General features: G+C 70.1%; 22 protein-coding genes and 1 tRNA gene. 20 read left to right on the plus strand and 3 right to left on the minus strand.

All coding sequences use genetic code 11. The features are described 5' to 3' along the window. Window positions 1-8 precede the first annotated feature (8 nt). Genes ASD30_RS20135 through ASD30_RS20150 form a run of 4 tightly spaced genes read left to right on the plus strand, consistent with a single transcriptional unit; the run spans window position 9 to window position 6,417 of the window. The gene (locus ASD30_RS20135; protein WP_056686157.1) at window positions 9-1,694 is read left to right on the plus strand and encodes a CTP synthase; all 1,686 of its coding nucleotides are present in this window, start codon (window positions 9-11) and stop codon (window positions 1,692-1,694) included. Window positions 1,695-1,742: 48 nt separating this feature from the next. Beyond that, a complete protein-coding gene (locus ASD30_RS20140; RefSeq protein WP_056686160.1) occupies window positions 1,743-2,351 on the plus strand; it encodes an NUDIX domain-containing protein in 609 nt (202 codons plus the stop codon). After that, entirely contained in the window at window positions 2,348-3,286 is a 939-nt protein-coding gene (xerD, locus tag ASD30_RS20145; RefSeq protein WP_082564032.1) for a site-specific tyrosine recombinase XerD, read from the plus strand. Before ASD30_RS20140 ends, xerD begins: the two co-directional genes overlap by 4 nt. Further along, window positions 3,286-6,417, plus strand: a complete 3,132-nt coding sequence (locus ASD30_RS20150; RefSeq protein WP_056686166.1) for an ATP-binding protein — start codon at window positions 3,286-3,288, stop codon at window positions 6,415-6,417. Before xerD ends, ASD30_RS20150 begins: the two co-directional genes overlap by 1 nt. On the opposite strand, the gene ASD30_RS20155 is transcribed toward ASD30_RS20150, so the two are convergent. Together ASD30_RS20155 and ASD30_RS20160 are read right to left on the minus strand one after the other, a co-directional pair. Continuing rightward, a complete protein-coding gene (locus ASD30_RS20155) occupies window positions 6,401-7,204 on the minus strand; it encodes an ABC transporter permease (protein ID WP_056686169.1) in 804 nt (267 codons plus the stop codon). The two genes, ASD30_RS20150 and ASD30_RS20155, sit on opposite strands and share 17 nt — an antisense overlap. Further along, window positions 7,201-8,229: an ATP-binding cassette domain-containing protein gene (locus ASD30_RS20160; RefSeq protein ID WP_056686172.1), complete on the minus strand. Its 1,029-nt coding sequence runs from the start codon at window positions 8,227-8,229 to the stop codon at window positions 7,201-7,203. Before ASD30_RS20160 ends, ASD30_RS20155 begins: the two co-directional genes overlap by 4 nt. 96 nt (window positions 8,230-8,325) lie before the next feature. Between ASD30_RS20160 and ASD30_RS20165 the strand changes: the two genes are divergently transcribed. The 13 genes from ASD30_RS20165 to der all read left to right on the plus strand — a co-directional run bounded on the left by ASD30_RS20165 (window position 8,326) and on the right by der (window position 20,832). Next, window positions 8,326-10,920, plus strand: coding sequence for a DEAD/DEAH box helicase (locus ASD30_RS20165; RefSeq protein ID WP_056686175.1), 2,595 nt, complete (start codon window positions 8,326-8,328; stop codon window positions 10,918-10,920). Window positions 10,921-11,198: 278 nt separating this feature from the next. Beyond that, the gene (locus ASD30_RS20170) at window positions 11,199-12,197 is read left to right on the plus strand and encodes a ParA family protein (protein WP_082564033.1); all 999 of its coding nucleotides are present in this window, start codon (window positions 11,199-11,201) and stop codon (window positions 12,195-12,197) included. Further along, a complete protein-coding gene (locus tag ASD30_RS20175) occupies window positions 12,166-12,540 on the plus strand; it encodes a hypothetical protein (protein WP_056686178.1) in 375 nt (124 codons plus the stop codon). Before ASD30_RS20170 ends, ASD30_RS20175 begins: the two co-directional genes overlap by 32 nt. Beyond that, window positions 12,537-13,520 (plus strand): segregation and condensation protein A, encoded by a 984-nt coding sequence (locus ASD30_RS20180; RefSeq protein WP_082564034.1) that lies wholly within the window; start codon window positions 12,537-12,539, stop codon window positions 13,518-13,520. The genes ASD30_RS20175 and ASD30_RS20180 overlap by 4 nt, the downstream gene beginning before the upstream one ends. After that, on the plus strand, window positions 13,517-14,335 hold the full coding sequence (gene scpB, locus ASD30_RS20185) for an SMC-Scp complex subunit ScpB (protein ID WP_082564035.1): 819 nt from the start codon (window positions 13,517-13,519) through the stop codon (window positions 14,333-14,335). The genes ASD30_RS20180 and scpB overlap by 4 nt, the downstream gene beginning before the upstream one ends. Then, window positions 14,332-15,090 (plus strand): pseudouridine synthase, encoded by a 759-nt coding sequence (locus tag ASD30_RS20190; RefSeq protein ID WP_056686182.1) that lies wholly within the window; start codon window positions 14,332-14,334, stop codon window positions 15,088-15,090. Before scpB ends, ASD30_RS20190 begins: the two co-directional genes overlap by 4 nt. An 84-nt stretch (window positions 15,091-15,174) precedes the next feature. Beyond that, window positions 15,175-15,996 carry a helix-turn-helix domain-containing protein gene (locus ASD30_RS20195; protein ID WP_056686767.1) on the plus strand — a complete coding sequence of 274 codons (822 nt, stop codon included), beginning with the start codon at window positions 15,175-15,177 and terminating at the stop codon, window positions 15,994-15,996. A gap of 28 nt (window positions 15,997-16,024) precedes the next feature. Continuing rightward, a complete protein-coding gene (locus ASD30_RS20200; protein ID WP_056686770.1) occupies window positions 16,025-16,420 on the plus strand; it encodes a VOC family protein in 396 nt (131 codons plus the stop codon). Between the two features lie 74 nt (window positions 16,421-16,494). Beyond that, window positions 16,495-16,893 carry a chorismate mutase gene (gene aroH / locus ASD30_RS20205; RefSeq protein WP_056686185.1) on the plus strand — a complete coding sequence of 133 codons (399 nt, stop codon included), beginning with the start codon at window positions 16,495-16,497 and terminating at the stop codon, window positions 16,891-16,893. Next, window positions 16,886-17,950 carry a prephenate dehydrogenase gene (locus ASD30_RS20210; protein ID WP_056686188.1) on the plus strand — a complete coding sequence of 355 codons (1,065 nt, stop codon included), beginning with the start codon at window positions 16,886-16,888 and terminating at the stop codon, window positions 17,948-17,950. Before aroH ends, ASD30_RS20210 begins: the two co-directional genes overlap by 8 nt. 103 nt (window positions 17,951-18,053) lie before the next feature. Then, the gene (gene cmk / locus ASD30_RS20215; RefSeq protein WP_056686191.1) at window positions 18,054-18,722 is read left to right on the plus strand and encodes a (d)CMP kinase; all 669 of its coding nucleotides are present in this window, start codon (window positions 18,054-18,056) and stop codon (window positions 18,720-18,722) included. Continuing rightward, window positions 18,722-19,471: a lysophospholipid acyltransferase family protein gene (locus tag ASD30_RS20220; protein ID WP_056686194.1), complete on the plus strand. Its 750-nt coding sequence runs from the start codon at window positions 18,722-18,724 to the stop codon at window positions 19,469-19,471. Before cmk ends, ASD30_RS20220 begins: the two co-directional genes overlap by 1 nt. Continuing rightward, the gene (der, locus tag ASD30_RS20225; RefSeq protein WP_056686197.1) at window positions 19,471-20,832 is read left to right on the plus strand and encodes a ribosome biogenesis GTPase Der; all 1,362 of its coding nucleotides are present in this window, start codon (window positions 19,471-19,473) and stop codon (window positions 20,830-20,832) included. Before ASD30_RS20220 ends, der begins: the two co-directional genes overlap by 1 nt. A gap of 100 nt (window positions 20,833-20,932) precedes the next feature. Here the strand turns inward: der and ASD30_RS20230 are convergent, their stop codons facing one another. Next, window positions 20,933-21,802, minus strand: a complete 870-nt coding sequence (locus ASD30_RS20230) for a hypothetical protein (RefSeq protein ID WP_056686200.1) — start codon at window positions 21,800-21,802, stop codon at window positions 20,933-20,935. A 221-nt stretch (window positions 21,803-22,023) separates the two neighbouring features. Here ASD30_RS20230 and ASD30_RS20235 point away from each other — a divergent pair. The 3 genes from ASD30_RS20235 (at window position 22,024) to ASD30_RS20245 (ending at window position 24,521) form a co-directional block, all read left to right on the plus strand. Further along, a tRNA-Pro gene (locus tag ASD30_RS20235) sits at window positions 22,024-22,097 on the plus strand. Between the two features lie 416 nt (window positions 22,098-22,513). Then, window positions 22,514-23,674 carry an ABC transporter substrate-binding protein gene (locus ASD30_RS20240; protein ID WP_156393731.1) on the plus strand — a complete coding sequence of 387 codons (1,161 nt, stop codon included), beginning with the start codon at window positions 22,514-22,516 and terminating at the stop codon, window positions 23,672-23,674. 1 nt (window position 23,675) lies between these two features. After that, window positions 23,676-24,521 (plus strand): branched-chain amino acid ABC transporter permease, encoded by an 846-nt coding sequence (locus ASD30_RS20245; protein ID WP_056686206.1) that lies wholly within the window; start codon window positions 23,676-23,678, stop codon window positions 24,519-24,521.

A 24,521-nucleotide genomic window follows, 5' to 3' on the forward strand; every position in this document is an offset into this window, starting at 1 on the left:
GAGTTTCCTTGGCCTCATCGGCGCACACCAAGCACGTCTTCGTGACCGGAGGCGTCGCCTCCTCTCTCGGCAAGGGCCTCACGGCCTCGAGCCTGGGCAATCTGCTCAAGTCACGGGGACTTCGCGTCACGATGCAGAAGCTCGACCCCTACCTCAACGTCGACCCCGGAACGATGAACCCGTTCCAGCACGGTGAGGTCTTCGTCACCGACGACGGCGCCGAGACCGACCTCGACATCGGTCACTACGAGAGGTTCCTCGACACCGAGCTGAACCAGATCGCGAACGTGACGACCGGGCAGGTCTACTCCACGGTGATCGCCAAGGAGCGCCGAGGCGACTACCTCGGCGACACCGTCCAGGTGATCCCGCACATCACCAACGAGATCAAGGACCGGGTCCGCGCGATGGGTGGCGACGACGTCGACGTCGTCATCACCGAGATCGGCGGCACGGTCGGCGACATCGAGTCGCTGCCGTTCCTCGAGTCGGCCCGCCAGGTGCGCCACGACATCGGCCGCGACAACTGCTTCTTCCTGCACGTCTCGCTGGTGCCCTATCTCGGGCCCTCTGGTGAGCTGAAGACCAAGCCGACCCAGCACTCGGTGGCCGCGCTGCGTTCGATCGGCATCCAGCCCGACGCGATCGTGCTTCGCTCGGACCGCGAGGTGCCCCAGTCGATCAAGGACAAGATCTCCTTGATGTGCGACGTGGACAAGGAAGCAGTGATCAACTGCGCCGACGCCCCGTCGATCTACGACATCCCGAAGGTGATCCACTCCGAGGGCCTCGACGCCTACGTCGTACGCCGTCTGAACCTGCCGTTCCGCGACGTCGAGTGGACCGTCTGGGACGACCTGCTGCGCCGCGTGCACCACCCCTCCGAGGAGGTCACGGTCGCCCTGGTCGGCAAGTACATCGACCTGCCCGACGCCTACCTCTCGGTCGGCGAGGCACTGCGAGCCGGCGGCTTCGCCCACGAGGCCAAGGTCAAGATCGAGTGGATCGCCTCCGACGAGTGCGCCACGCCCGCCGGTGCCGCCAAGCACCTCTCCGACGTCGACGCGATCTGCGTGCCCGGCGGTTTCGGCATCCGCGGTATCGAGGGCAAGCTCGGCGCCCTGACCTACGCCCGCACCCACGGCATCCCGACCCTCGGCCTGTGCCTTGGCCTGCAGTGCATGGTCATCGAGTACGCCCGCTCGGAGGCCGGCCTCGAGAAGGCGGCGTCGACCGAGTTCGACGCCGACGCCCCGGAGCCGGTGATCGCCACGATGGAGGAGCAGAAGTCCTTCGTCGAGGGCGCCGGTGACCTGGGTGGCACCATGCGCCTGGGCACCTACCCGGCCCACCTCAAGGAGGGCAGCGTGGTGCGTGAGGCGTACGGCGCGGCCGAGATCGAGGAGCGCCACCGCCACCGCTACGAGGTGAACAACGCCTACCGCGACCAGCTGGAGGCGGCCGGACTGGTGTTCTCGGGCACGTCGCCCGACAACAACCTGGTCGAGTTCGCCGAGCTGCCCAAGGACGTGCACCCCTACTACGTCTCCACGCAGGCGCACCCGGAGCTGAAGTCGCGGCCGACCAAGCCGCACCCGCTCTTCGCCGGGCTGATCGGTGCGGCCATCGAGCGGCAGAAGGAACTGCGGTTCCCGATCGACGAGGAGCTGCACCGCAAGGACGAGCAGGCCTGACGGCTCGCCGGACCCCGCGTTGTCGGGGTCGGGCGATAACCTTCGGGCATGCCGCTGACAGGAGACACCCCCGAGTCGTGGCCGGTCACGTCCACGACCGACCTGCACCGTGACGACTGGGTCGTGGCGTTCCGCTCCGACCAGGTGACCCACCCCGACGACCCCGACGGTCGGTCGTTCCGTCGTCTCGTGCTGGAGCACCCCGGCGCCGCGATGGTGCTGGCACTGGACGACGACGAGCGGGTGCTGTGCCTGCGCCAGTACCGCCACCCCGCGCAGCGGCGTTTCCTCGAGCTGCCGGCCGGCATCTGCGACCACCCGGGTGAGGACCCCCGTGACGTCGCGATCCGCGAGCTCCGCGAGGAGGTCGAGTTCCAGGCGGAGGAGTGGACCCACCTGATCTCCGTGTGGGGCTCCCCGGGCATCTCGGCCGAGCAGCACCACTTCTACCTGGCGCGTGGACTGAGCCGCTGCGATCGCGGTGACTTCGCGCTCGAGGCGGAGGAGGCCGACATGGAGACCCTCTGGGTTCCGCTGGCCGAGCTGCGCGAGGCGATCCTCGACGGCCGGGTCACCGACGGGCCGGTCGCCCTCGCGGTCTTCGCGTACGACGCACGCGTGGGTTCGGGACAGCTGCGTGCGGGGCGATCGCACTGACCACTGACCGGGCAGGCGACGTCACGCGCGCCGTACGCACCTACCTCGACCACCTGTCGGTCGAGCGCGGCCTGGCCGAGAACACCCTGAAGTCCTACCGGCGAGACCTGCGCCGCTACCAGGAGCACCTCGCCCGGGAGAGCATCACCGAGCTCAGCGCGGTCACCGAGGCCGTGGTGGCCGACTTCCTCGTCCGGCTGCGCGAAGGGGATGCCGACCACCAGCCCCTCGGGTCGACGTCCGCGGCCCGCACGGTCGTCGCGGTCCGTGGCTTCCACAAGTTCGCCGTACGCGACGGCCTGGCCGAGCTCGACCCTGCGGCCGCGGTCAAGCCGCCCACCCCCGCGAAGCGGCTGCCCAAGGCGCTGCCGCTCTCGGACGTGGAGGCGATCCTGGAGGCGGCCGGCTCGGGCGGCACCGCCCTCGCCAGCCGCGACCGGGCCCTCCTCGAGGTGCTCTACGGCACCGGGGCGCGCATCTCCGAGGCGGTCGGCCTCGACGTCGACGACCTCGACCTGGTCGACGGCACCGTGCGGTTGCGGGGCAAGGGCAGCAAGGAGCGCGTCGTCCCCGTCGGGTCCTTCGCCCGCGAGGCGGTCACGGCGTACGTCGAGGGCGGCCGTCGTGACCTGGTCGGCAACGGCGCGGGTGGCCCGGCCCTCTTCCTCAACTCCCGCGGCGGGCGGCTGTCCCGCCAGAGCGCGTGGACGGTGCTGGTCAAGACCGCGGAGAAGGCCGGCGTGACCCGTGACGTGTCACCACACACCCTGCGGCACTCCTTCGCCACACACCTGCTCGACGGCGGAGCCGACGTGCGCGTCGTGCAGGAGCTTCTCGGTCACGCCTCGGTGACCACCACGCAGGTCTACACCCTGGTCACCGTCGACAACCTCCGGGAGGTCTTCGCGACCGCCCACCCGAGGGCGCAGGGGTGATGGTCCCGACAGGCCCGGGTCCGGCGCCGCGGCTGCGCGTGCTCGACGGCGTCCTGTGGAACGGCGCAGCCTTGCCGGGGGAGCGGATCGCCGCGCTGCTGGGCACGCTGGTTGCCGAGCCGCGCGGGGTCTCCGACACCCGCATGATCGAGGAGGTGTGGCCCGACAGCCGCCCGGAGCGACCACTGAAGGCGCTGCAGGTGCTGGTCTCGCGGTTGCGCACTGCCACGGACGCGGCGCTCGTCGAGAGGTACGACGGCGGCTACCGGCTCGGGCTCCCGGCCGACGACGTCGACGCGTGGTGCCTGGATCGGGCGGTCACCCGCGCCCGCAGTCAGCTGGCCACCGACCCGACCGCCGCGCTCGCCGCACTCGAGGACACTGCGGGCCTCGTGCTCGCCGACCATCAGGCCCCGGGTCCACTGGCAGCAGTCCGTGCGGCCGCAGCCAGCAGACTCGACGAGTCACGCGAGCTGCGGGGTCGGGCCCTGGCCGCGACCGGACAGTTCGCAGAGGCGCTCCCCCTGCTCGAAGGCGTGCTGCGCCGACGGCCCGACGACACGGGAGCCCGGCTGGCGCTGCTGCGCTCCATCGCCGACACGTCCGGACCGGCCGAGGCGCTCGTGCACTACGAGGCCTACCGCCACGACCTGGGCGAGCGGCTGGGCGTCAGCCCCGACCCCGAGCTGCAACGCCTCCACGGCGAGCTGCTGGCCGCCGACGACCCGGTCCGCACCGGACTCCGCTTCGACGGTGGCGCCCTGCTCGGCCGCGAGGGCGACCTGGCCGACCTGCGCACCGCGCTGGCCAACGGCCGGCTCACCACGATCATGGGCCCGGGTGGCATCGGGAAGACCAGCGTGGCCCAGGCCCTGGCGCGTGAGTCGTCGCTGCCGCGGGTGCACGTGGTCGAGCTGGTCGGCGTCGGCTCCGCTGACGACGTGGTCGCCGAGGTCGGCGCCGCCCTCGGCGTACGCGGCTCGATGACCTCGCGACGGACCCTGACCCCGGCGCAGGAGGCGGACGTCCGCGGCCGCATCGCGCAGTCGCTCGGCGAGGGACCGACGCTGCTGGTGCTCGACAACTGTGAGCACGTCCTCGAGGCGGTGGCCTCACTGGTCGCCTTCCTGCTGGTCTCCACGCGTGACCTCCGGATCCTCACCACCAGCCGGGCGCCCCTGCGGATCGCGGCCGAGCGGATCGTGCCGCTGAGCCAGCTCGCGGAGCAGGACGCCGCCGAGCTGTTCCGGCAACGGGCCCGCGCCGTACGCCCGGATGCCGCGCTCGACCCGACACAGGTGGCCGGCGTGGTGGCGCGACTCGACGGGTTGCCGCTGGCCGTCGAACTGGCCGCGGCGCGGGTGCGCACGATGTCGGTGGCGGAGATCCGGCGCGGCCTCGAGCGTCGCTTCGAGCTGCTGCGCACCCGGGACCGCGGCGCACCGGAACGCCACCGCACCCTCGAGGCGGTGATCGGCTGGTCCTGGGACCTCCTAGACGACGCCGAGCAACGCGCGCTCCGCTGGCTCTCGGTCTTCCACGACGGGTTCGACACGGTCGCCGCCGCATCGGTGATCGGCGCGGGTGCAGCCGACCTGCTCGAGAACCTCGTCGACCAGTCGCTGCTGGTGGTCAGCGAGCACGAGGGCGTGACCCGGTTCCGCTCGCTCGAGACGATTCGCGAGTTCGCCTCGCTCCGCCTCAACGAGGCGGGGGAGCGGGACGCGGCGTGGCTCGCCCAGGACGCCTGGGCGGCAGCGATCGCCGACGACAACGCGTCGATCTTCGTGGCCGTCGACCAGGTCGAACGCGTCCACCGGCTGCGCCTCGAGGAGAACAACCTGACCGACGTGCTCCGGCGAGCCCTGGCCAGGGGCGACGCCGAGCTGGTGGCCCGCCTGGTCGCCTCACTGGGCACCCTGTGGACCATCACCGGCGACCACGCCCGCGTCTTCGCGGTCTCCGACGCTGCCGCGGAGCTGCTCACCGGGTGGGACGCGCCGGAGGCAGTGCAGTCGGTCGCGTGCGAGGCGGCGGCCATCCTGCTGGTGCACCTCAACTGGGTGCCGGGGCGTCCGCTCGAGGAGCTGCGCCGGTCGATGCAGGGCTGGGACGAGCCGGACACACCGTGGGCGAAGGCGGCGTACACGATGTTCGCCGAGCCGGGCAGCCAACCGGACCCCGAGCGACTCGCAGTCCAGGCGAGTGCTGCCGATGATCCGTTGACCGCCGGCATGATGATGATGTGGGCAGCGCTGACCGCGGAGAACAACGGAGACGCGGCCCTGGCACTCGACTACGCCACGCGGGGCCTGACCTGGGCGCCCCTGACCCCCTACATCGAGGCCTCGCTCCACTCGGAGATCTCCCAGCTGCAGCTGGTGCTCGGCGACCACCGGGAGGCGGCGCGGCACGCGGAGATCGCCTGGCCCACCCTGATGCGGCTGCACGCGACTGACGACGCCCGGTCACTGCGGATCACCACGGCACTGGCGCGGTTGGTCGACGGCGACCCGGACACAGCAGAGCGCATCCTCGACGAGGTCGAGGCGATCTCCGAGGGCGTCCAGCTCGGCTCACGCATGACCCTGCAGTCGGCGCGGGCGGAGGTCCGCCTCGCCCGAGGTGACGTGGAGGGCGGGCTGAGGGACTACGACGAGGCCGTGCTCCTGATCGAGGACGCCGAGACCGGCGTCGGATTCACTCCCTGGTTGGTGCTGGGCGCGTCGTGCGCGCTGGTGGCCCGTGTCCACCACGCGCCTCCCGGTCCCGATCCGCGGGCCGACCAGCTGGCCCGGATGATCCGGGCCCACAGCACGCTCGGCGGCCAGCGCCAGGCGATTCCGGACCTGCCGCTCAACGGCATGCTCGTGGTGTCGCTGGGTGCGTGGCTGCTGCGTCACGGCGACCAGGCCGCGCGCGAGGTCGGCGTACGCCTGCTCGCGGTCGGCCAGCGGTGGGCCTACAACCGCACGTTGCCGAGCCTGCGCTGGGAGCTGCTCGCGGCGCTCGCCGAACGCATGACGCCCGGCCGGCTCGACGTACACCTCGCGGAGTACGCCGGCCGGCCGAGCGTCGAGCTGGTGCCGGAGGTCGCGGACCTTCTCGGCACGATCACATCTTCGCGTTGAAGGTGCGAAGCGACAGCGGCGCGAAGATCGCGACCAGGGCCGCGCAGCCGAGCAGCGCCCAGCCGGTCTCGGCGCCGAGGTGACCGTTGTTGGCCAGCTCGCGGATCGCAGAGATCACGTGGGAGACCGGGTTGAGGTCGGCGAAGGTCTGCAGCCAGTTCGGCATGGTGTCGGTCGGCACGAACGCGTTGGACAGGAACGTCAGCGGGAACATCACCATCAGGGAGATGCCCTGCACGCCCTGGGCGCTGCGGCCGATGATGCCGAACCACGTGAAGATCCAGGCGAGTGACCAGCCGGCGATCACGGCCAGCGCGACCGCACCGGTGACGCCGAGGATGCCGCCGCCGGGGCGGTAGCCCATCGCGAACCCGGTGGCGAAGGTCAGCACCGACGCGATCAGGTAGCGGATCAGGTCGGCCACCATGGGCCCGGCGAGCGGCGCGATCCGGGCGATCGGGAGCACCTTGAACCGGTCGAACACGCCCTTGTCCATGTCCTCACGCAGCTGGACACCGGTGGCGACGCAGGCGGTGAGCACGGTCTGGCCGATCAGCCCGGGAATGATGATCGGCAGGTAGCTCGACACGTCGCCGGAGATCGCGCCACCGAAGATGTAGGCGAACATCGCGGTGAACAACAGCGGCTGGATGGTCACGTCGAAGAGCTGCTCGAAGTTGCGGCGCATCTTCATGGTGGCGCGCCAGGCCAGGGTCATGGTCTGGCTGAGCGCGTCGGACACGCTGACCCGCGTCGGCAGGTCGAGGGTGGGGGCTGTGGTGGTCATCGGGTGGTCTCCATCAGGTCGGTGGGGTCGGCGGCTTCATCGGAGGCGTCGGCGCCGGAGGGGTGAGTGTCGTGGCCGGTCAGGGCCAGGAACACCTCGTCGAGCGACGGCTTCTGCACCGTCACCGAGTCGATGGACACGCCGCGGTCGCGCAGTGCCACCAGCACCTCGATGGACTGGTCGGTGCTGCGCAGCGGGATGTTGACCCGTCGGGCCTCGGGGCTCAGGGCGGCCTCGCCGACCATCCGCTGGGCGATCTCGGCCGTGATCGCCAGGTCGTCAGGGTCGTTGAGCTGCACCTGCAGGGTGGAGCGGCCGACCGACGACTTGAGCTCGTCTGCGGTGCCCTGGGCGACCTTGCGACCGTGGTCGATGACCGCGATCCGGTCGGCCAGCTGGTCGGCCTCGTCGAGGTACTGCGTGGTGAGCAGCACCGTGCAGCCGTCGACGACGAGCTCGCGGATGGTGTCCCACATCTGGCCGCGGGTGCGCGGGTCGAGGCCCGTGGTCGGCTCGTCGAGGAAGATCAGCGGCGGCCGGGTGAGCAGGCTGACTGCGAGGTCGAGCCGGCGCCGCATGCCGCCCGAGAAGGCGGAGATCGGCTTGCTGGCCGCCTCGGTGAGGTCGAACTGCTCGAGCAGGGTCATCGACCGGGCCCGGGCGTCGTTGCGGCCCATGCCCAGCAGGCGGGCGAAGAGCCAGAGGTTCTCGGTTGCGGTGAGGTTCTCGTCGACCGAGGCGTCCTGACCGGTCACGCCGATCAGCTGTCGGACCAGGTGCGGCTCCCGACGTACGTCGTGGCCGAAGACCTCGGCGGTGCCCCCGTCGATGGGGAGCATGGTGGCCAGCATCTTCAGGACAGTGGTCTTGCCGGCCCCGTTGGGACCGAGCACGCCGAAGACCTCGCCGCGGCGGATCTCCAGGTCGACTCCGTCGACGGCACGCTGGTCGCCGAACTGCTTGACGAGGGCCCGGGCACTCACGGCCGGGGCGTCGGTGGCCGGGACATTGGTAGGGGGTGTCATGCTCCGAGCGTGGGGGCCGCCGGTTTCACGGTGGCTCCGCGGCGGTTTCATGGCCTCTCGTCGTGGTGGTGTGCGGGCGGGTGATTGGATCGGGACATGACCCGACTCGACGTACCCCTGCCCGCGGACTCCGACGCGGACACGTTGTACGACGCGTTCACCGCGTGGGTCGAGTCGCGGGGGCTGGGCCTCTACCCGCACCAAGACGAGGCAGTCATCGAGCTGTTCTCCGGAAACAACGTCATCCTGGCCACGCCCACGGGCTCCGGGAAGTCGCTGGTGGCCCTGGGCGCGCACTTCGCCGCGCTCAACCGCGACCAGGTCAGCTTCTACACGGCGCCCATCAAGGCGCTGGTGAGCGAGAAGTTCTTCGCGCTGTGCGAGGTCTTCGGGGCCGACAACGTCGGCATGCTCACCGGTGACGCCTCCGTGAACGCGGACGCACCGATCATCGCCTGCACCGCCGAGGTGCTGGCCAACATCGCCCTGCGCGAGGGTGCGGCCGCCGACGTCGGGCTGGTCGTCATGGACGAGTTCCACTTCTACTCCGAGCCCGACCGCGGCTGGGCGTGGCAGGTGCCGATCCTCACGCTCCCGCAGGCCCAGTTCCTGTTGATGTCGGCCACACTCGGTGACGTCAGCCCGTTCGTCGAGGACCTCACCCGTCGCACGAAGAAGCCGACCGTGCTGGTCGACGATGCCGAGCGACCGGTGCCGTTGACGTTCACCTGGGCGATGACCCCGCTGGCCGAGACCCTCGAGGAACTGGTCACGACCCGGCAGGTGCCGGCGTACGTCGTGCACTTCACCCAGAAGGACGCCGTCGAGCACGCCAACCAGCTGCTCTCACCCGGGTCGTTCGGCTCGAAGGTCGTCACCCGCGAGGAGCGCGACGCGATCGCCGAGCGCATCGGGGCGTTCAAGTTCGGGGCCGGCTTCGGCAAGACCCTGTCCAAGCTGGTGCGCAGCGGCATCGGCGTGCACCACGCCGGCATGCTGCCGAAGTACCGCCGGCTGGTCGAGCAGTTGGCCCAGGACGGTCTGCTCAAGGTGATCTGTGGCACCGACACCCTCGGGGTGGGCATCAACGTGCCGATCCGCACGGTGCTGTTCACCGGGCTCGCCAAGTTCGACGGCACCCGCCAGCGCACCCTGCGGATCAGGGAGTTCCAGCAGATCGCCGGTCGTGCGGGCCGGGCCGGGTTCGACACCGCCGGGTACGTCGTCGTACAGGCGCCGGAGCACGTGATCGAGAACGAGAAGGCCAAGGCGAAGGCGGCCGCCAAGAACGCCGCACTCAGCGAAGCGAAGCTGGCCAAGAAGAAGTCGAAGGCCCAGCTGCGCCGGCCACCCGAGGGCAGTGTGGTCTGGACCGAGGAGACCTTCGGTCGGCTGGTCGAGGGCACGCCCGAGGCGCTGGTCTCCCGGATGCGGGTCGACAACTCGATGCTGCTCAACGTGGTGGCCCGCGAGACCGACGCGTTCGCGGTGATGCGCGACCTGCTGCGCGACAACCACGAGGACCCGCGCAACCGGCCCCGTCTGGTCCGCCGGGCATTGCGACTGGCCCGCTCGCTCGTGCAGTCGGGCGTGCTCACCCGGCTGACCGAGGTCGACGGGTTGGGCCGGCGGTTCGTGCTGACCACCGAGCTGCCGGAGGACTTCGCACTCAACCAGCCGCTGGCGCACTTCGCGTTGGCCGCGCTGGACGTGCTCGACCCGGAGGACCCCGAGCACCTGCTCAACCAGGTGTCGGTGGTCGAGGCGGTGCTCGAGGGGCCGCGGCAGATCCTCTTCGCCCAGCAGCACGCCGCCCGCGGGGAGGCCGTGGCCGAGATGAAGGCCGACGGCATCGAGTACGACGAACGCATGGCACTGCTCGACGAGGTGACCTGGCCGCAGCCCCTGGCCGAGCTGCTCGGGGCGACGTACGAGATGTACCGCCAGAGCCACCCGTGGCTGCCGGAGGACGGGCTGGCGCCGAAGTCGATCGTGCGGGAGATGTATGAGCAGGGGATGAGCTTCACCGACTTCGTCGGCCGCTACCAGCTGGCCCGCTCCGAGGGTCTGGTGCTGCGCTACCTCACTGACGCCTACCGCACCCTGCGACACACCATCCCCGACTCGCACCGCACGCCCGAGCTCGAGGAGCTCGTCGAGTGGCTGGGGGAGACCATCCGCCAGACCGACTCCTCGCTGCTCGACGAGTGGGAGGCGTTGACCGACCCGGAGCGGGTGGCCGGGTCCGCGGGGGAGCCCCCGCCGCCTCCACGGCCCCTGTCGCTGCAGGAGCGGCCGTTCCGGGTGATGATCCGCAACGCGATGTTCCGCCGGGTCGAGCTGTGTGCCCGCGACGACCTCGACGGGCTGATGCGGGGCGAACGGGCAACGGCAGACCTCTTCGAGCCACCGCGCGAGATCGGGATGACCCGTAGCCAGTGGGACGAGGCGATCGAGGCCTACTACGACGAGCACGACTCGATCGGCACGGCCGGCGACGCCCGTGGTCCCGACCTGCTGCAGATCACGCCAGGAACCGATCCGGAGCAGGGGCGGGTGTGGGAGGTCCGCCAGGTCATCGACGACCCCGAAGGACACCACGACTGGGTGATCGAGGCAGTGGTCGACCTCGACGCGTCGGACGACCTCGGCCAGGCGATCGTCACGTCGACGGCGATGCGACGACTGTGACCTTTCCTCCACAGGGTTGTGCACAGGTGGCACTTGCCCTGTGCAACTGAGCGCGTGGTTCTGCACAGCTTGTGCACAGATTTCCCCATGAACACAGGGATCTGGGCTCCCGCCTTGTTCGGGTCGGAGCAGTGGCCCTAGAGTCGCCCGCAGGCTCGGGCACATGTCGCCGAGTCGACAATGCACTGGAGTTGGAGGAGCGGTACATGAGCGGCGACGGAAATTTCTCCGGCAGTTTCTCCGGCTTTCCCGGTCAGGCGGGGAGTGGCGCGCCGCAGATGCCTCCCCTGCTCCGACCTCCCGTCGCACCGACTTCCCCCGGAGATGACCACCGCGTGAGCGACCCCATTCCCTTCCAGCCCCGGCAGACCGCACCAGCTCCGAAGGAGACCCCGGCCGAGGCCTTGATCGACGAGCCGGAGAAGCTCGGTCCCACGGGCCGGCCGATGCCGCACCTGCCCGAGCCGGCGCCGGTCACCACCCACGGTGGCGCCCGGGTGATCTCCATGTGCAACCAGAAGGGTGGGGTCGGCAAGACCACCACCACGATCAACCTGGGTGCCGCGCTGGCCGAGTTCGGTCGCAAGGTGCTGCTGGTCGACTTCGACCCCCAGGGCTCGCTCTCGGTCGGGCTCGGGCTGAACCCGCACGAGATGGAGCTCTCCATCTACAACCTCCTCATGGAGCGTGACGTCACCTACGACGAGGTGGTCGTGCCGACCGGCGTCGAGGGCATGGACCTCCTGCCCTCCAACATCGACCTGTCCGCCGCCGAGGTCCAGCTGGTGCACGAGGTGGCCCGCGAGCAGACCCTGTCGCGCGTGCTGGCCCCGGCCCTCGAGAAGTACGACGTCATCCTGATCGACTGCCAGCCGTCGCTCGGCCTGCTGACCGTCAACGCGCTGACCGCCTCCGACGGCGTCATCGTGCCGCTCGAGTGCGAGTACTTCGCGCTCCGCGGCGTGGCCCTCCTCAAGACCACCATCGACAAGGTGCAGGAGCGGCTCAACCCGAAGCTCGAGATCGACGGCGTGCTCGGCACCATGTTCGACGGCCGCACCCTGCACAGCCGCGAGGTCATGGAGCGACTGGTGCACGCCTGGGGCGACACCGTCTTCCACACCGTCATCCGCCGCACGATCAAGTTCTCCGACTCCACCGTGGCCGGTGAGCCGATCACGACGTACGCCTCGTCGTCCGCCGGCGCCGAGTCCTACCGGCAGCTGGCCAAGGAGGTGCTGGCGCGTGTCTCGACGGGTGAGCCTGCCCGCGGCTGACGACCTCTTCCGGCCGACCTCGGCCGCCGCCGGTGACACCCGGGACGCTGCTCCGGCGCGGACCTCCGGGCCGAAGGCGGTGCCCGACGTCCAGCCGGAGGCCTCGGCGGAGTCGGCGCCGCGGAAGCCGAGTGGCCGGATCCGTCACGACGAGAAGATGACGGTCTACGTCACCTCCGACGAGCTGCTCGACATCGAGCACGCCCGGCTGCTGCTGCGGCGTACCCAGGGCCTGGCCGTCGACCGGGGCCGCCTGGTCCGGTCGGCGATCGCGATCGCGCTGGCCGACCTGGAGGAGAACGGCGACGACTCGATGCTGGTCACCCGCCTGAGGGAGTCGTGAGCGAGGCGGACGCCGTGGCCGTGGCGCCTGGAGAAGGTGAGGTCACCCCGGCCTTCGCCGTCCACCTGGCGAACTTCGAGGGCCCCTTCGACCTGCTGCTCAACCTGATCGCCAAGCACAAGCTCGACGTCACCGAGGTGGCACTCTCGACGGTCACCGACGAGTTCATCGCCTACGTCAAGGCAGGCGGTCCGGTCTGGGACCTCGAGCAGACCACGTCGTTCCTGCTCGTCGCCTCCACGCTGCTCGACCTGAAGGCCGCCCGGCTGCTGCCCCAGGGCGACGTCGAGGACGAGGAGGACCTCGCCCTGCTGGAGGCGCGCGACCTCCTCTTCGCCCGGCTCATGCAGTACAAGGCGTTCAAGCAGGTGGCCGGTGTGCTGGAGCAACGTCTGGCGGGGGAGTCGCGCAGGTTCCCGCGTGCGGTGGGCCTCGAGGACCGCTTCGCGACGCTGCTGCCCGAGGTGCTGATCGGCATCGGGCTCGAACAGTTCGCCCGGCTCGCGGCCAAGGCACTGGCCCCCAAGCCGGTGCTCGAGGTCTCGCTGCAGCACATCCACGCCGCCAAGGTGTCGGTCAAGGAGCAGGCCGCACTCGTCATCGAGCGGGTACGCCGCACCGGCACGATCACCTTCCGCGCGCTGTGCGGCGACTCACCGGACACCCTGACCACGGTGGCCCGTTTCCTCTCCCTGCTCGAACTGTTCCGCGAGGGCGCGGTCGGCTTCGACCAGATGACCCCGTTGGGTGAGCTGACCATCCGCTGGACCGGGGACGACGACGCCGAGATCGAGATCACCGACGAGTTCGACGGGGCGCCGCCGGTCGATGACCCCGCCCCCGTCGAGAGCTCCGCGCAGCCCGAACCCCCGTTGGTCGACGACGCCGCGCAGCCCGAACCCCCGCTGGTCGAGGAGGTTGCCCTGCAACCGTCTCGAGACCACTCCGACGCATCCGACCCGAACGAGGACGACGCATGACCGACGAGACCGGTGCCCCGGTGAACGAAGCCGAGCAGACCGAGGCGGAGACCCCCGCCGAGCCGACGATCGACGCCGACACGGCGACCGAGGCCGATGCTGCGCCAGAGGCTGACCCGGAGACGTTGGCCGTCCCGGTCACCGAGCTGCGCCCGTCGCTCGAGGCGATCCTCATGGTCGCCGACCAGCCGCTCGACCTGGTCACCCTCGCCTCCTCGGTCGGCTACCGGGTCGAGGAGACCGGGCAGGCGCTCGCCGGCCTCGCCGCCGAGTACGACGAACAGGGCCGCGGCTTCGAGCTGCGCAACGTGGCCGGCGGTTGGCGGTTCTACACCCGCGACGAGTTCGCCGCGGTGGTCGAGGCGTTCGTCCTCGAGGGTCAGCAGGCGCGCCTGACGCAGGCAGCGCTCGAGACCCTCGCGGTGGTTGCCTACAAGCAGCCGGTGTCCCGGGCCCGTGTCTCGGCGATCCGGGGAGTGAACGTCGACGGCGTCATGCGCACCCTGCTGACCCGTGGCCTGGTCGAGGAGGCCGGCCAGGACGGCGAGACCGGCGCCAACCTCTACCGCACCACGACCTACTTCCTCGAGAGGATCGGCGTCACCGACATCACCGACCTGCCCGAGCTCGCGCCGTTCCTGCCGGACATGGCCGACATGGAGGACGACCTCGCTGCACTCGCCGGTGGCAGCGACGAGGCCGTCGCCGCAGTGGCCGTCGAGACCTCGGGGGAGGCCCCGGGCGACCAGGTCGCGACCGACCAGACACTGCCGGCCGACACGACCGCCGCCTCCGACGAGCCGGTCCGACCGTGAACGACGACGCAGCGGACGACGGCCTGGTCCGCCTCCAGAAGCACCTGGCCCAGTCGGGTGTGGCCTCGCGCCGCAAGTGCGAGGAGATCATGCTCGCCGGCCTGGTCGAGGTGGACGGCGAGGTGGTCACCCGCCTCGGCACCAAGATCGACCCGCGCACCGCGGTGATCCACGTCGACGGCAAGCGGCTCCCGCCGATCAGCCCCAACGTCTACCTCGTGCTGAACAAGCCCCGCGGCATCGTCTCGACGATGTCCGACCCCGAGGGACGCCCCACCCTGAGCGACTTCGTGGCCGATCGTCCCGAGCGACTGTTCCACGTCGGACGGCTCGACACCGACACCTCCGGGCTGATCCTGCTCACCAACGACGGCGACTTCGCCCAGCGGGTGGCCCATCCGTCGTACGAGCTGCAGAAGACGTACGTCGCAGAGGTCGAGGGCGAGGCGACCAAGGACACCATCGCGCAGCTGTTGGCCGGCGTCACCCTCGACGACGGCCCGGTCGAGGTGTCGCGGGCGCGCATCATGCGCACCGGACAGGGCGGCGCCAAGGGCCGCAGCATCGTCGAGCTCACCATCCACGAGGGACGCAACCGGATCGTCCGCCGACTGCTCGACCACCTCGGCCACCCGGTGCGCAACCTGACCCGCACCGCCATCGGTCCGGTGCTGCTGCAGACCCTCAAGCTCGGCAAGCTCCGCGAGCTCACCGCCGACGAGCTCGGTGAGCTCCTCGACGCGGCCAAGCTCTAGAAGGTCAGCGCGGAACATCCCAGTCACCAGGTGACTTGGATGTTCCGTGTTGCTCGCCCGGCACGTCGGCGTACCGTCGTGGACATGCCCGCACCGGTGCTCGCGCCGTACGTCGCCTCGCTCGTGGCGTACGACGTGACCACGCCCGAGCCGGGCATCCATCGCGGGCTCCCGTCGCCGACGCTGACCTTCGTGCTGCCCGTCGACGAGCCCCTCGCGGTGTCGTGGGCGGGAGTGCCGGGGTCACGGACCAGTGGCTGGTCGTCGGTGTCCGGGCTGCACGACCGTCCGGCGCACATCCACCACGGCCGTCGCCAGGCGGGCATCCAGCTGGCGCTCACCCCGCTCGGGGCGCGGGCCCTGTTGGGCGTGCCGCTCGGCGAGGTGGCCAGAGCGCTCACCGGGCTCGACGAGCTCGGTCCAGACCTGCCGCTCGTCCTCCGCCGGCTCCCCGAGCAGGTGAATGGGCTCGCCGACCCGCGTGACCGTGTGCGCCTGGTCGAACGGTGCCTGGTCGAGGCGCTGGCCGCCACCGAAGCACCTGCGCCCCGCGCCGAGGTGGGGCATGCGCTGGCCCGGCTGACCCGAGGCGTCCCGGTGCACGAGGTCGCCGACGAGACCGGCTGCTCCCGGCGCCACCTGACCACCATGTTCCGGGCCGAGTGCGGCGTCACGCCCAAGGTGTTCCAGCGCATTGCGCGTTTCTCGGCCAGCCGTGAGCGTTGGGTGGCAAGCCTTGCCGCGGGTGCCGGCTCGCTGGCCGACCTGGCTGCGACATGTGGCTACGCCGACCAGTCCCACCTGACCCGTGAGTGGAACGCGTTGGCCGGTTGCACCCCGTCGGACTGGGCGCGCGAGGAGTTCCCATTCGTCCAAGACACCGGGGTCGACGACGCGGCAACCTGAGGGTCCGACGACGACGAAGGAGCCGATGATGACCTCAGCAGCCGACATCAAGCACTGGCAGACCCTGACCCTGCAGGACCCCGAGCGGATGATGCAGTGGCTCGGTGCCATCGGGTTCACCGAGCACGCGACCTACCGTGACGACAAGGACCCGACGACGGTGGTCCACGCCGAGTGGCTGTGGTCCGGCGGCGGCGGGATCATGTTCGGCTCGGTCCGGGAAGACGCCGTTGGTGTGTCCGGTCCGGGCACGGCCGCGTGCTACCTGGTCACCGACGATCCAGACACCCTCTTCGACGCGGCGGTCGCGGCAGGGGCGAGCGTCGTACGACCGATGGTGGACCAGGACTACGGCGGCCGCGGCGGCACGGTGAGCGACCCGGAGGGCAACCAGTGGTCCTTCGGCAACTACCAGCCGAAGTGAGGCCGCGGCGCCCTCCCTCGACCGGTATGGCCTAGCCTGTGCGGGCAAGGATCCGGTCAGGAAAGGACGACATCGTGGCAGTACGAGCCGTGCGTGGGGCCACGCAGCTCGAGGACGACGTACGCGAGCACATGCTCGAGCGCGTCGCCGAGATGGTCCAGGACGTGATGGCGTCGAACGGGCTCGAGGTCGACGACTTCATCTCGGTGATCTTCACCGCCACCGACGACCTCAACTCCGAGTTCCCGGCGTACGCCGCCCGCAGGCTCGGCTTCGACGACGTGCCGCTGATCTGTGCACGCGAGCTCGAGATCGACGGTTCCATGCCGAGGGTCGTGCGCATGATGGCGCACGTCGAGACCGACCTGCCGCGCGCCGACATCACCCACGTCTACCTGCACGGCGCCGCCAACCTCCGTCGCGACCTCACCCGGGTCCGCGAGGTCCCCGACGACACCGGCGCGGATGGCTGACCTGCGCGGTCCGGTCCTGGTGGTCGGCACCGGCCTCCTCGGCACCTCTGTCGCCCTGGCCTGTCGCCGGGCCGGGCTCGAGGTCTACCTGAAGGACGCCTCCTCCGAGCACCTGCGGACGGCGAGCGGCCTCGGTGCCGGCAAGGCGTACGACGGCCAGCCGGTGCAGCTGGTGGTCGTGGCCGTGCCGCCGGACCACCTCGGCAGCATCGTCGCCGACGCCCTGCGCGACACCGACGCGATCGTGACCGACGTGGGCAGCATCAAGTCCCAGCCGCTGGCCCAGGTCGCGGCCGTCGCCCCCGAGTCGGTGGGCCGCTACGTCGGGAGCCACCCGATGGCCGGCAGTGAACGGTCGGGCCCCCTGGCCGCGTCGGCGACCCTGTTCGAGGGCCGTCCGTGGGCGATCGCCGTCCACGACGAGGCCGACGCCGACGCCGTCCGCCTGGTCACCGAGCTGGTGGAAGCCTGTGGGGGAGTGCCGCTGCAGCTGACGCCGCAGGAGCATGACCAGGCCGTGGCCCGCACGTCGCACCTGCCGCACCTGATGGCCTCGCTGGTGGCCGGCCGACTGGTCGACGCCCCCGAGGAGCACTTGGCGCTCTCCGGGCAGGGGGTGCGCGACGTGACGCGCATCGCCGCGGGCGATCCGCGCCTGTGGCAGCAGATCATCACCGCGAACTCGGCGGCACTGCTCGGCCTCATCGACGAGGTACAGGGCCGGCTGACCGAGTTCCGCGCGGCCATCTCCGCTGACGAGCGCGGCCCGCTCGGCGTGCTCCTGGCCGAGGGCGTGGCCGGCACCCGGGCCATTCCCGGCAAGCACGGCGGGCCCCCGCGCCCCATGCGGAGCCTGTACGTCGCGGTGCCCGACCACCCGGGCGAGCTGGCCCGACTGTTCGCAGACGCGGGCGAGATCGGGGTCAACATCGAGGACGTGCACATCGACCACGACCCGGGCCGCCCGGTCGGCCTGGTCGAGCTGCTGGTCGAGGTCGACCGCGCCGAGCACCTGAGGGTCTCGCTCGGCGAACGCGGCTGGGACCTGCACAGCTGACCGGCGGCCCAGTCGGGGATGCCGAGTCGAGGATGGCCGGGCCGGGCTGACTCACGGGTAGGCTGCACCCTGCACTTATCGACCCAGCAGGAGGCAGGAACCCGTGAGCAACAACGTCGTCGTCGCGATCGACGGACCCTCCGGGTCGGGCAAGTCGAGCACCTCCCGCGGTGCGGCTGCCCGGTTGGGCCTGCGCTACCTCGACACCGGTGCCATGTTCCGGGCGATGACGTGGTGGATGCTCGAGAACGACGTCGACGTCCATGACCCGCAGGCAGTGGCCGCCCACGCGCTGACACCGCGCATCGAGTCCGGCACCGACCCGCTGGCACCGACCATCACCGTCGACGGCACCGACGTGGCCGTGGGCATTCGCGGCGAGGACGTCACCGGCGCGGTCAGCCCGGTCAGCGCGGTCCCCGAGGTCCGGGCCCGACTGCTCGAGCTGCAACGGGACGTGATCGGCGACGGCGGCATCGTCGTCGAGGGCCGTGACATCGGCTCCGTGGTGTGGCCGCAGGCCGAGGTGAAGCTCTACCTCACCGCCGACCCCGCCGCACGCGCGCTCCGCCGGGCCGCCGAGGAAGGCGGCTCCGACCTGGCCGCCACCGAGCAGTCGCTGCTGGCCCGCGACAAGATCGACTCCGGCAGGGCGACCGCGCCGTTGGTGATGGCCGATGGTGCGCACCACATCGACACCACGCCGTACACGCTCGAAGAGGTGATCAATCAGGTGGTCGCTCTGGTGAGCGCCGCCCGGGAAGGGGTGTGATGGCACGCACACTTCCCGACACCGACGGGGTGGAGCTGCCCCGGACCCTCATGCTGCATGGCCTGCGGCCCCTCGCTCGTTTCCTGATCCGCCGCCGCTTCGGCGTGCGGGTGCACAACGCGGACCTGGTGCCCGCCACCGGACCGGTGATCGTCGCGAGCAACCACGTGGGCGTCGTCGACGGTCCGCTGCTGGCGATCTTCGGCGCGCGGCCGGTGCACGCCCTGACCAAGGTCGAGATGTTCGAGGGCAGGCTGGGTGGGTTCCTGCGTGGAGCCGGCCAGATCCCGTTGAACCGCTTCGCCGCCGACCCGTCGGCGATGAAGGCGTGCCTGGCCGTGCTGCGCGACGGGCGTGCAGCCGGCGTCTTCCCCGAAGGCACCCGCGGACCCGGCGACTTCCGCCGCTTCCACGCCGGAGCGGCGTACCTCGGCCTGGTCTCCGGTGCGCCGATCGTGCCGGTGAGCATGATCGGCACCCGCGAACCCGGCGCCGGCAGCAACGCCCTGCCGCCCCGGGGCAGCACCGTCGACATCGTGTACGGCGAGCCGTACCGTTTCGAGCAGACTCCGTGGCCACGCACCCGGGAACAAGTGAGGCACTCGGCGTTGTTGTTGCGGGAGCACATGATCGCCCGGCTTGACGAAGCGCTGGCCCTCACCGGCCGGCAACTCCCCGGGCCCCTGCCCGTGGGGCAGCAGAACATCGATGACGACCCGCACACCGGTGTGGTCGAACAAGGAGCATGATGAGCGAGTACGACGCGTCCACCGAGGCCGGCCCGGAGATCCTGGGACCGGTGCCGGTGCTCGCCGTGGTCGGCCGCCCCAACGTGGGCAAGTCCACCCTGGTCAACCGCATCATCGGCCGCCGCGAAGCCGTCGTCGAGGACCGTCCGGGTGTCACCCGTGACCGGGTCTCCTACGACGCCTCGTGGAACGGTCGCGCCTTCACGGTCGTCGACACCGGTGGCTGGGACCCCGACGCGAAGGGCCTGGCCGAGCGCATCGCCGGGCAGGCCGAGATCGCGGTGTCGCTGGCCGATGCGGTGCTCTTCGTGGTCGACGCGACGGTCGGCATCACCGACTCGGACGAGGCCGTCGTCAAGATCCTGCGCAAGTCGAAGAAGCCCGTCGTGCTCGCTGCCAACAAGGTCGACGACCAGCGCACCGAGGCCGAGGCGTTCGGTCTCTGGAACCTCGGTCTGGGCGAGCCCTACCCGGTCTCTGCGATCCACGGACGCGGCTCGGGCGACCTGCTCGACGCGGTCCTCGAGGCCCTGCCCGAGACTCCCGAGGAGTCGTACGGCGAGGTCGGCGGCCCGCGCCGCATCGCACTCGTCGGCAAGCCCAACGTCGGCAAGTCGTCGCTGCTCAACAAGCTGGCCGGCCAGGACCGCGTCGTGGTCGACAACGTCGCCGGCACCACCGTCGACCCGGTCGACGAGCTGATCACCCTGGGCGGCCGTGACTGGCGCTTCATCGACACCGCCGGCATCCGCAAGCGGGTCAAGGAGGCCTCCGGCCACGAGTACTACGCGTCGCTGCGCACCGCCTCCGCAATCGAGCGGGCCGAGGTCGCCGTACTCGTCGTGGACGGGTCGCAGAGCCTGTCCGAGCAGGACATCCGCATCATCCAGACCGTCCGCGAGACCGGCCGTGCGCTGGTGATCGCGTTCAACAAGTGGGACCTCGTCGACGAGGAGCGTCGCTACTACCTCGACCGCGAGATCGAGCGCGAGCTCGTGCAGGTGCAGTGGGCGCCGCGGATCAACATCACCGCGCGCACCGGCTGGCACGTGGACCGGCTCGTCCCGGCGCTCGACCGCGCGCTCGAGGGCTGGGAGACCCGGGTCACGACCGGCCAGCTCAACGCTTTCCTCGGCCGTCTGGTCGCCGAGCACCCCCACCCGGTGCGTGGCGGCAAGCAGCCGAAGATCCTGTTCGGCACGCAGGCGCAGACCTCGCCGCCCACGTTCATCCTCTTCACCAGCGGCAAGCTGGACGCCGGATACGAGCGCTACATCGAGCGTCGCCTGCGTGAGGAGTTCGGTTTCGTCGGTACCCCGATCGAGCTGTCCGTGCGACCCCGCGAGAAGCGCAAGCGCTGATCGAAGGCGAACGCCCTCCTGGATCGTTGGTCGAGGAGGGCGCTCGCGTTCTTCGTTGGTCGAGGAGGGCACTCTGCGCCCGTCTCGAGACCATCTGCTGCTACATGCCCGGCACGTAGCCCGTCACCTGGTCGACCTGTGAGGCACCGACGATGAACGCATTGCCGTCGAGCCTTGCTTCGCTGACCCCGGCAGCAGCCGGAAGGTGGGACTTGGCGTTGACCGCGCCGTTGAGCAGTCCGAGTGGACCGCACCCGGTGGCGGCCGGCACGGCGAAGGTGTTGTCGACCAACCGCTGACCCTTGAGCTCGAGCACGGTCACGCCCAGGTCCGGAGCGGTGACGGTGCCGTTGGCGCCGGTGATCGGCTCGACTCCCTCCGGGGGAGTCGTCGTTCCGCTGGTCAGGTGCAGCACGAACGGTGCGTCCGGCGCGCCGATGGTGCAGTGGGGGCCGAGCAGGTTGTTCTTGAGCTCGACGTAGACCGGCAGGTCCATCCGGAGGTTGGCGCCCAGTTTGAACGTCGGAGTGCCGGCGAGGTGGACGACAGCCTTGATGTCGGTGATTCCCGGGAGCAGCCCCTCCAGTTGGGCGACGCCCAGCACCCCACCCGGGACGTTCTGGTCGGGGCCGGAGAGGGTCATGCCGTCGTTGGCGAGCACGAACGCGGGCCCGGTCGGGGTGATGCCCAGGCCGCCCTGGACGTTGACGCCCTCGGTGAGCGTCACGACGGTGGAGCCGAGCTTGAACGTGCCGCCGCGTCCCACGGAGGCGATGCAGGTGCTCGTGGTGGCGCCGGTGTCGGGGTTGGTCACCACACCGACCGGGCAGTACGCGAACGGGTCCGGATGGAGGTCGCCGTCGTCGGCCTGTGCCGTCGGAGTGCCGGACAGGCTGGTCATCGCGAGTGCGGCGGCGGCCACCGCGTACGACGTACGTCGGCGCAGCATGGTGTGGCGGATCGAGCGCATGAGGAGGGTCCTTCCCGAGGTGAGTGGATGTCCCCACCGAGCCCGGTGCTCGAGACCCTCCCGTGCTGCAAGCAAGAGGCGCAGTGGTTGGGAACTGGCTTAGCAGTTGCAGAATCCAAGTGTCAACGAATTTCGGTGCGACGAGGATGGACCCTGATTCCGTGTTCGCCGCCGGGCTGCGGTAGGGTTCCACTCGCTCCACGGCGTGAGTCGCGGGGCTTCGGGCTGTAGCGCAGCTTGGTAGCGCACTTGACTGGGGGTCAAGGGGTCGCAGGTTCAAATCCTGTCAGCCCGACCGGAGAAATCGCCTCTGTCCTGCGGAGAACGCAGGACAGAGGCGGTTTTTGCGTTTCTGGCCGACGCACAGCGCGATCGCACGACGGCCCGCATTGGGGCCGATGCCGCAAAACATGCCGCAGACCGTTCGGCCATTCTCGGGGTGACCACCTGACCGGACCCGCCCAAACCGTAGCGAGTATCCCCGCGGACCTACATCCAGGTCGTCGAGGGCGAGTTCTCCCGATCGGCGGTGACAACTCGGCAGTCACAGATCCTTCAGTCTCGGCGCCACCGGTCGTAGGCACTTTCCGCATCGGGCCCAGAAAAGCGAGGCGGCAAACACAAAAAAGCGACGTCACCCTCTTGACATGATGCGCGTCACAGGCCGACGATCGACTCCACGGGGTTGGTAATCGACTTGGAGGAGTCCACGTGCAGGCTCGAAAACTGATGGCAGCCGTTGCCGCGACGACGCTCACGATGTCCTTCGCGGCGTGCGCCACGCGCGACGACGATGCGGCCAATGACAATGAGATCGTCATCGGGCTGGTGGCTCCGACTTCGGGATTCGCCGCCGACTACGGTCCCGAAGCAGCGCAGGGCGTGGAGCTCGCGCTCGACAAGTTCGGCAGCGAGGCCGGTGGCGAGAAGGTCTCGGTGGTCAAGGTCAACGAGGACGTGCTCGACCCGTCCCAGACCCTGGAGCGGGTGAAGAAGCTCGTCGAGTCCGACGGTGCCGACGTCGTCGTCGGACCGATCTTCGGCTCCAGCCAGCAGGCAGTGTCGGCGTACCTCGACCAACAGGGTGTTCCCATGTTCACCCTGCTCGGTGGCGACGTCGCCCTGGCTGGCGGCGACGGAAGCGGGTTCATCTGGCCCGGGGCGGACAAGAAGACGGCGGCTCCGCTCGGCACCTATGCGGCCGAAGAACTTGGCTACAAGAAGATCGCGACCCTCGGACCCGACTACGCCTACGGCCAGAACGCGATCGCCGGTGTCGCGGACGCGTTCAAGTCAGCCGGCGGTGAGGTCTCCCAGCAGCAGTGGGTTCCGCTCGGGACCACGGACATGCTGCAGTACGCCACGAAGCTCGACCAGGACGTCGACGCGCTTGCCATGTGGCTGGTCCCCAACGATGCCGCGGCGTTCGTCCGCGAGTACCGCAACCTCGGGATCAAGGTCCCGTTGCTGATGTTCCAGGGCGTCTTCGACCCCACCTATCAGAGCATCGGCGACGAGCTCTCCGGTGAGATCGGCCTCAACGAGTACAACCACCTGCTCGACTACCCGGAGAATGCGGCCTTCACCAAGGCGTACGACGCCAAGTACCACGGAATTCCGAACCAGACCGTCGCCTTCGCCTACACGGTCACCGACATCTTCCTGACCGGTGCCGACGAGACCGATGGAGACACGTCCGTCAAGGCACTCCGCGAGGAGCTCGACGGGAAGGTGTTCGACACCGTCATCGGCCCGGCGTCGTACGACGCAGACGGCGTCGCCGCGTCCAACCGCACGGTGGTCAAGGCGATCAAGGACGGCAGTCGCTACGAGTGGGAACCCGTGAAGACCTACGAGAACGTCGGACACTGACATGCAGATCATCGCAAATGGGATCTCGCTCGGAGCGGTCCTGTTCCTGATGGGATCGGGTCTCGCCCTGCTCCTGGGAGCGATGGGCGTGCTCAACCTGGCCCACGGGGCGGTCTACATGGTGGGGGCGTTCGTCACCTCGACCCTCGCCGTCGACCAGGGCTACCCCCTCGTGGTCGCGATCCTGGGTGCGGCAGTGATCTGTGCGGCGCTCGGGCTGGCGCTGGAGAGGCTGTTCCGCTTCATCCCCGGCAGACCGAATGAGCAGATACTCATGTCGTTCGGGTTGATCTACGTGTTGGCCAACCTGGCCCAGTGGATCTGGGGCCCGATCGCCAAGGCACCGTTCCGGATCAGCTGGCTCGAGGGCGCCGTCCAGATCGGCGGAGTGTCGGTGCCGGCCAACCGGTTGGCCATCGCTGTCGTCGGATTCGCGATCGCGCTGATGCTCTGGCTGGTGCAGGACCGTACCCGGGTCGGCGCCATGGTGCGTGCCGGCATGGACGACGCGGAGATGACCAAGGGCCTCGGCATCAACCTCGACCGGGTGGTCCTCGCCGTGTTCGTGCTGGGCTCCGCGGTCGCCGGCATCGCCGGTGGCATGGGCGGCCTGGTCCTGGGGGCGAACACGAACCAGCCGATGGAGGTTCTCCTCATGGCACTGGTCGTGGTCGTGGTCGGCGGCATCGGCTCGGTGCCCGGCACTCTCGTCGCGGCGTTGGTGATCGGCCTGCTCGACGCCTTCTCGCGCGACCGGTTTCCCGAGATGTCCTCGGTCATGCTCTACCTGCTGATGGCCGGAGTGCTCGTGCTGCGGCCGACCGGCCTCAGTGGAAGGACGGCCTGA

It is taken from the genome of Nocardioides sp. Root140 (assembly GCF_001426745.1).
Lineage (GTDB): Bacteria > Actinomycetota > Actinomycetes > Propionibacteriales > Nocardioidaceae > Nocardioides.

Bases quoted from the DNA above. Each gene is read 5' to 3' on its own strand.
- ASD30_RS20140 (WP_056686160.1), top strand. From the start codon at position 1,743: ATGCCGCTGACAGGAGACACCCCCGAGTCGTGGCCGGTCACGTCCACG.
- ASD30_RS20150 (WP_056686166.1), top strand. From the start codon at position 3,286: ATGGTCCCGACAGGCCCGGGTCCGGCGCCGCGGCTGCGCGTGCTCGAC.
- ASD30_RS20155 (WP_056686169.1), bottom strand. From the start codon at position 7,204: ATGACCACCACAGCCCCCACCCTCGACCTGCCGACGCGGGTCAGCGTG.
- ASD30_RS20160 (WP_056686172.1), bottom strand. From the start codon at position 8,229: ATGACACCCCCTACCAATGTCCCGGCCACCGACGCCCCGGCCGTGAGT.
- ASD30_RS20165 (WP_056686175.1), top strand. From the start codon at position 8,326: ATGACCCGACTCGACGTACCCCTGCCCGCGGACTCCGACGCGGACACG.
- ASD30_RS20170 (WP_082564033.1), top strand. From the start codon at position 11,199: ATGCCTCCCCTGCTCCGACCTCCCGTCGCACCGACTTCCCCCGGAGAT.
- scpB (WP_082564035.1), top strand. From the start codon at position 13,517: ATGACCGACGAGACCGGTGCCCCGGTGAACGAAGCCGAGCAGACCGAG.
- ASD30_RS20195 (WP_056686767.1), top strand. From the start codon at position 15,175: ATGCCCGCACCGGTGCTCGCGCCGTACGTCGCCTCGCTCGTGGCGTAC.
- ASD30_RS20200 (WP_056686770.1), top strand. From the start codon at position 16,025: ATGACCTCAGCAGCCGACATCAAGCACTGGCAGACCCTGACCCTGCAG.
- ASD30_RS20210 (WP_056686188.1), top strand. From the start codon at position 16,886: ATGGCTGACCTGCGCGGTCCGGTCCTGGTGGTCGGCACCGGCCTCCTC.
- ASD30_RS20220 (WP_056686194.1), top strand. From the start codon at position 18,722: ATGGCACGCACACTTCCCGACACCGACGGGGTGGAGCTGCCCCGGACC.
- der (WP_056686197.1), top strand. From the start codon at position 19,471: ATGAGCGAGTACGACGCGTCCACCGAGGCCGGCCCGGAGATCCTGGGA.
- ASD30_RS20230 (WP_056686200.1), bottom strand. From the start codon at position 21,802: ATGCGCTCGATCCGCCACACCATGCTGCGCCGACGTACGTCGTACGCG.
- ASD30_RS20245 (WP_056686206.1), top strand. From the start codon at position 23,676: ATGCAGATCATCGCAAATGGGATCTCGCTCGGAGCGGTCCTGTTCCTG.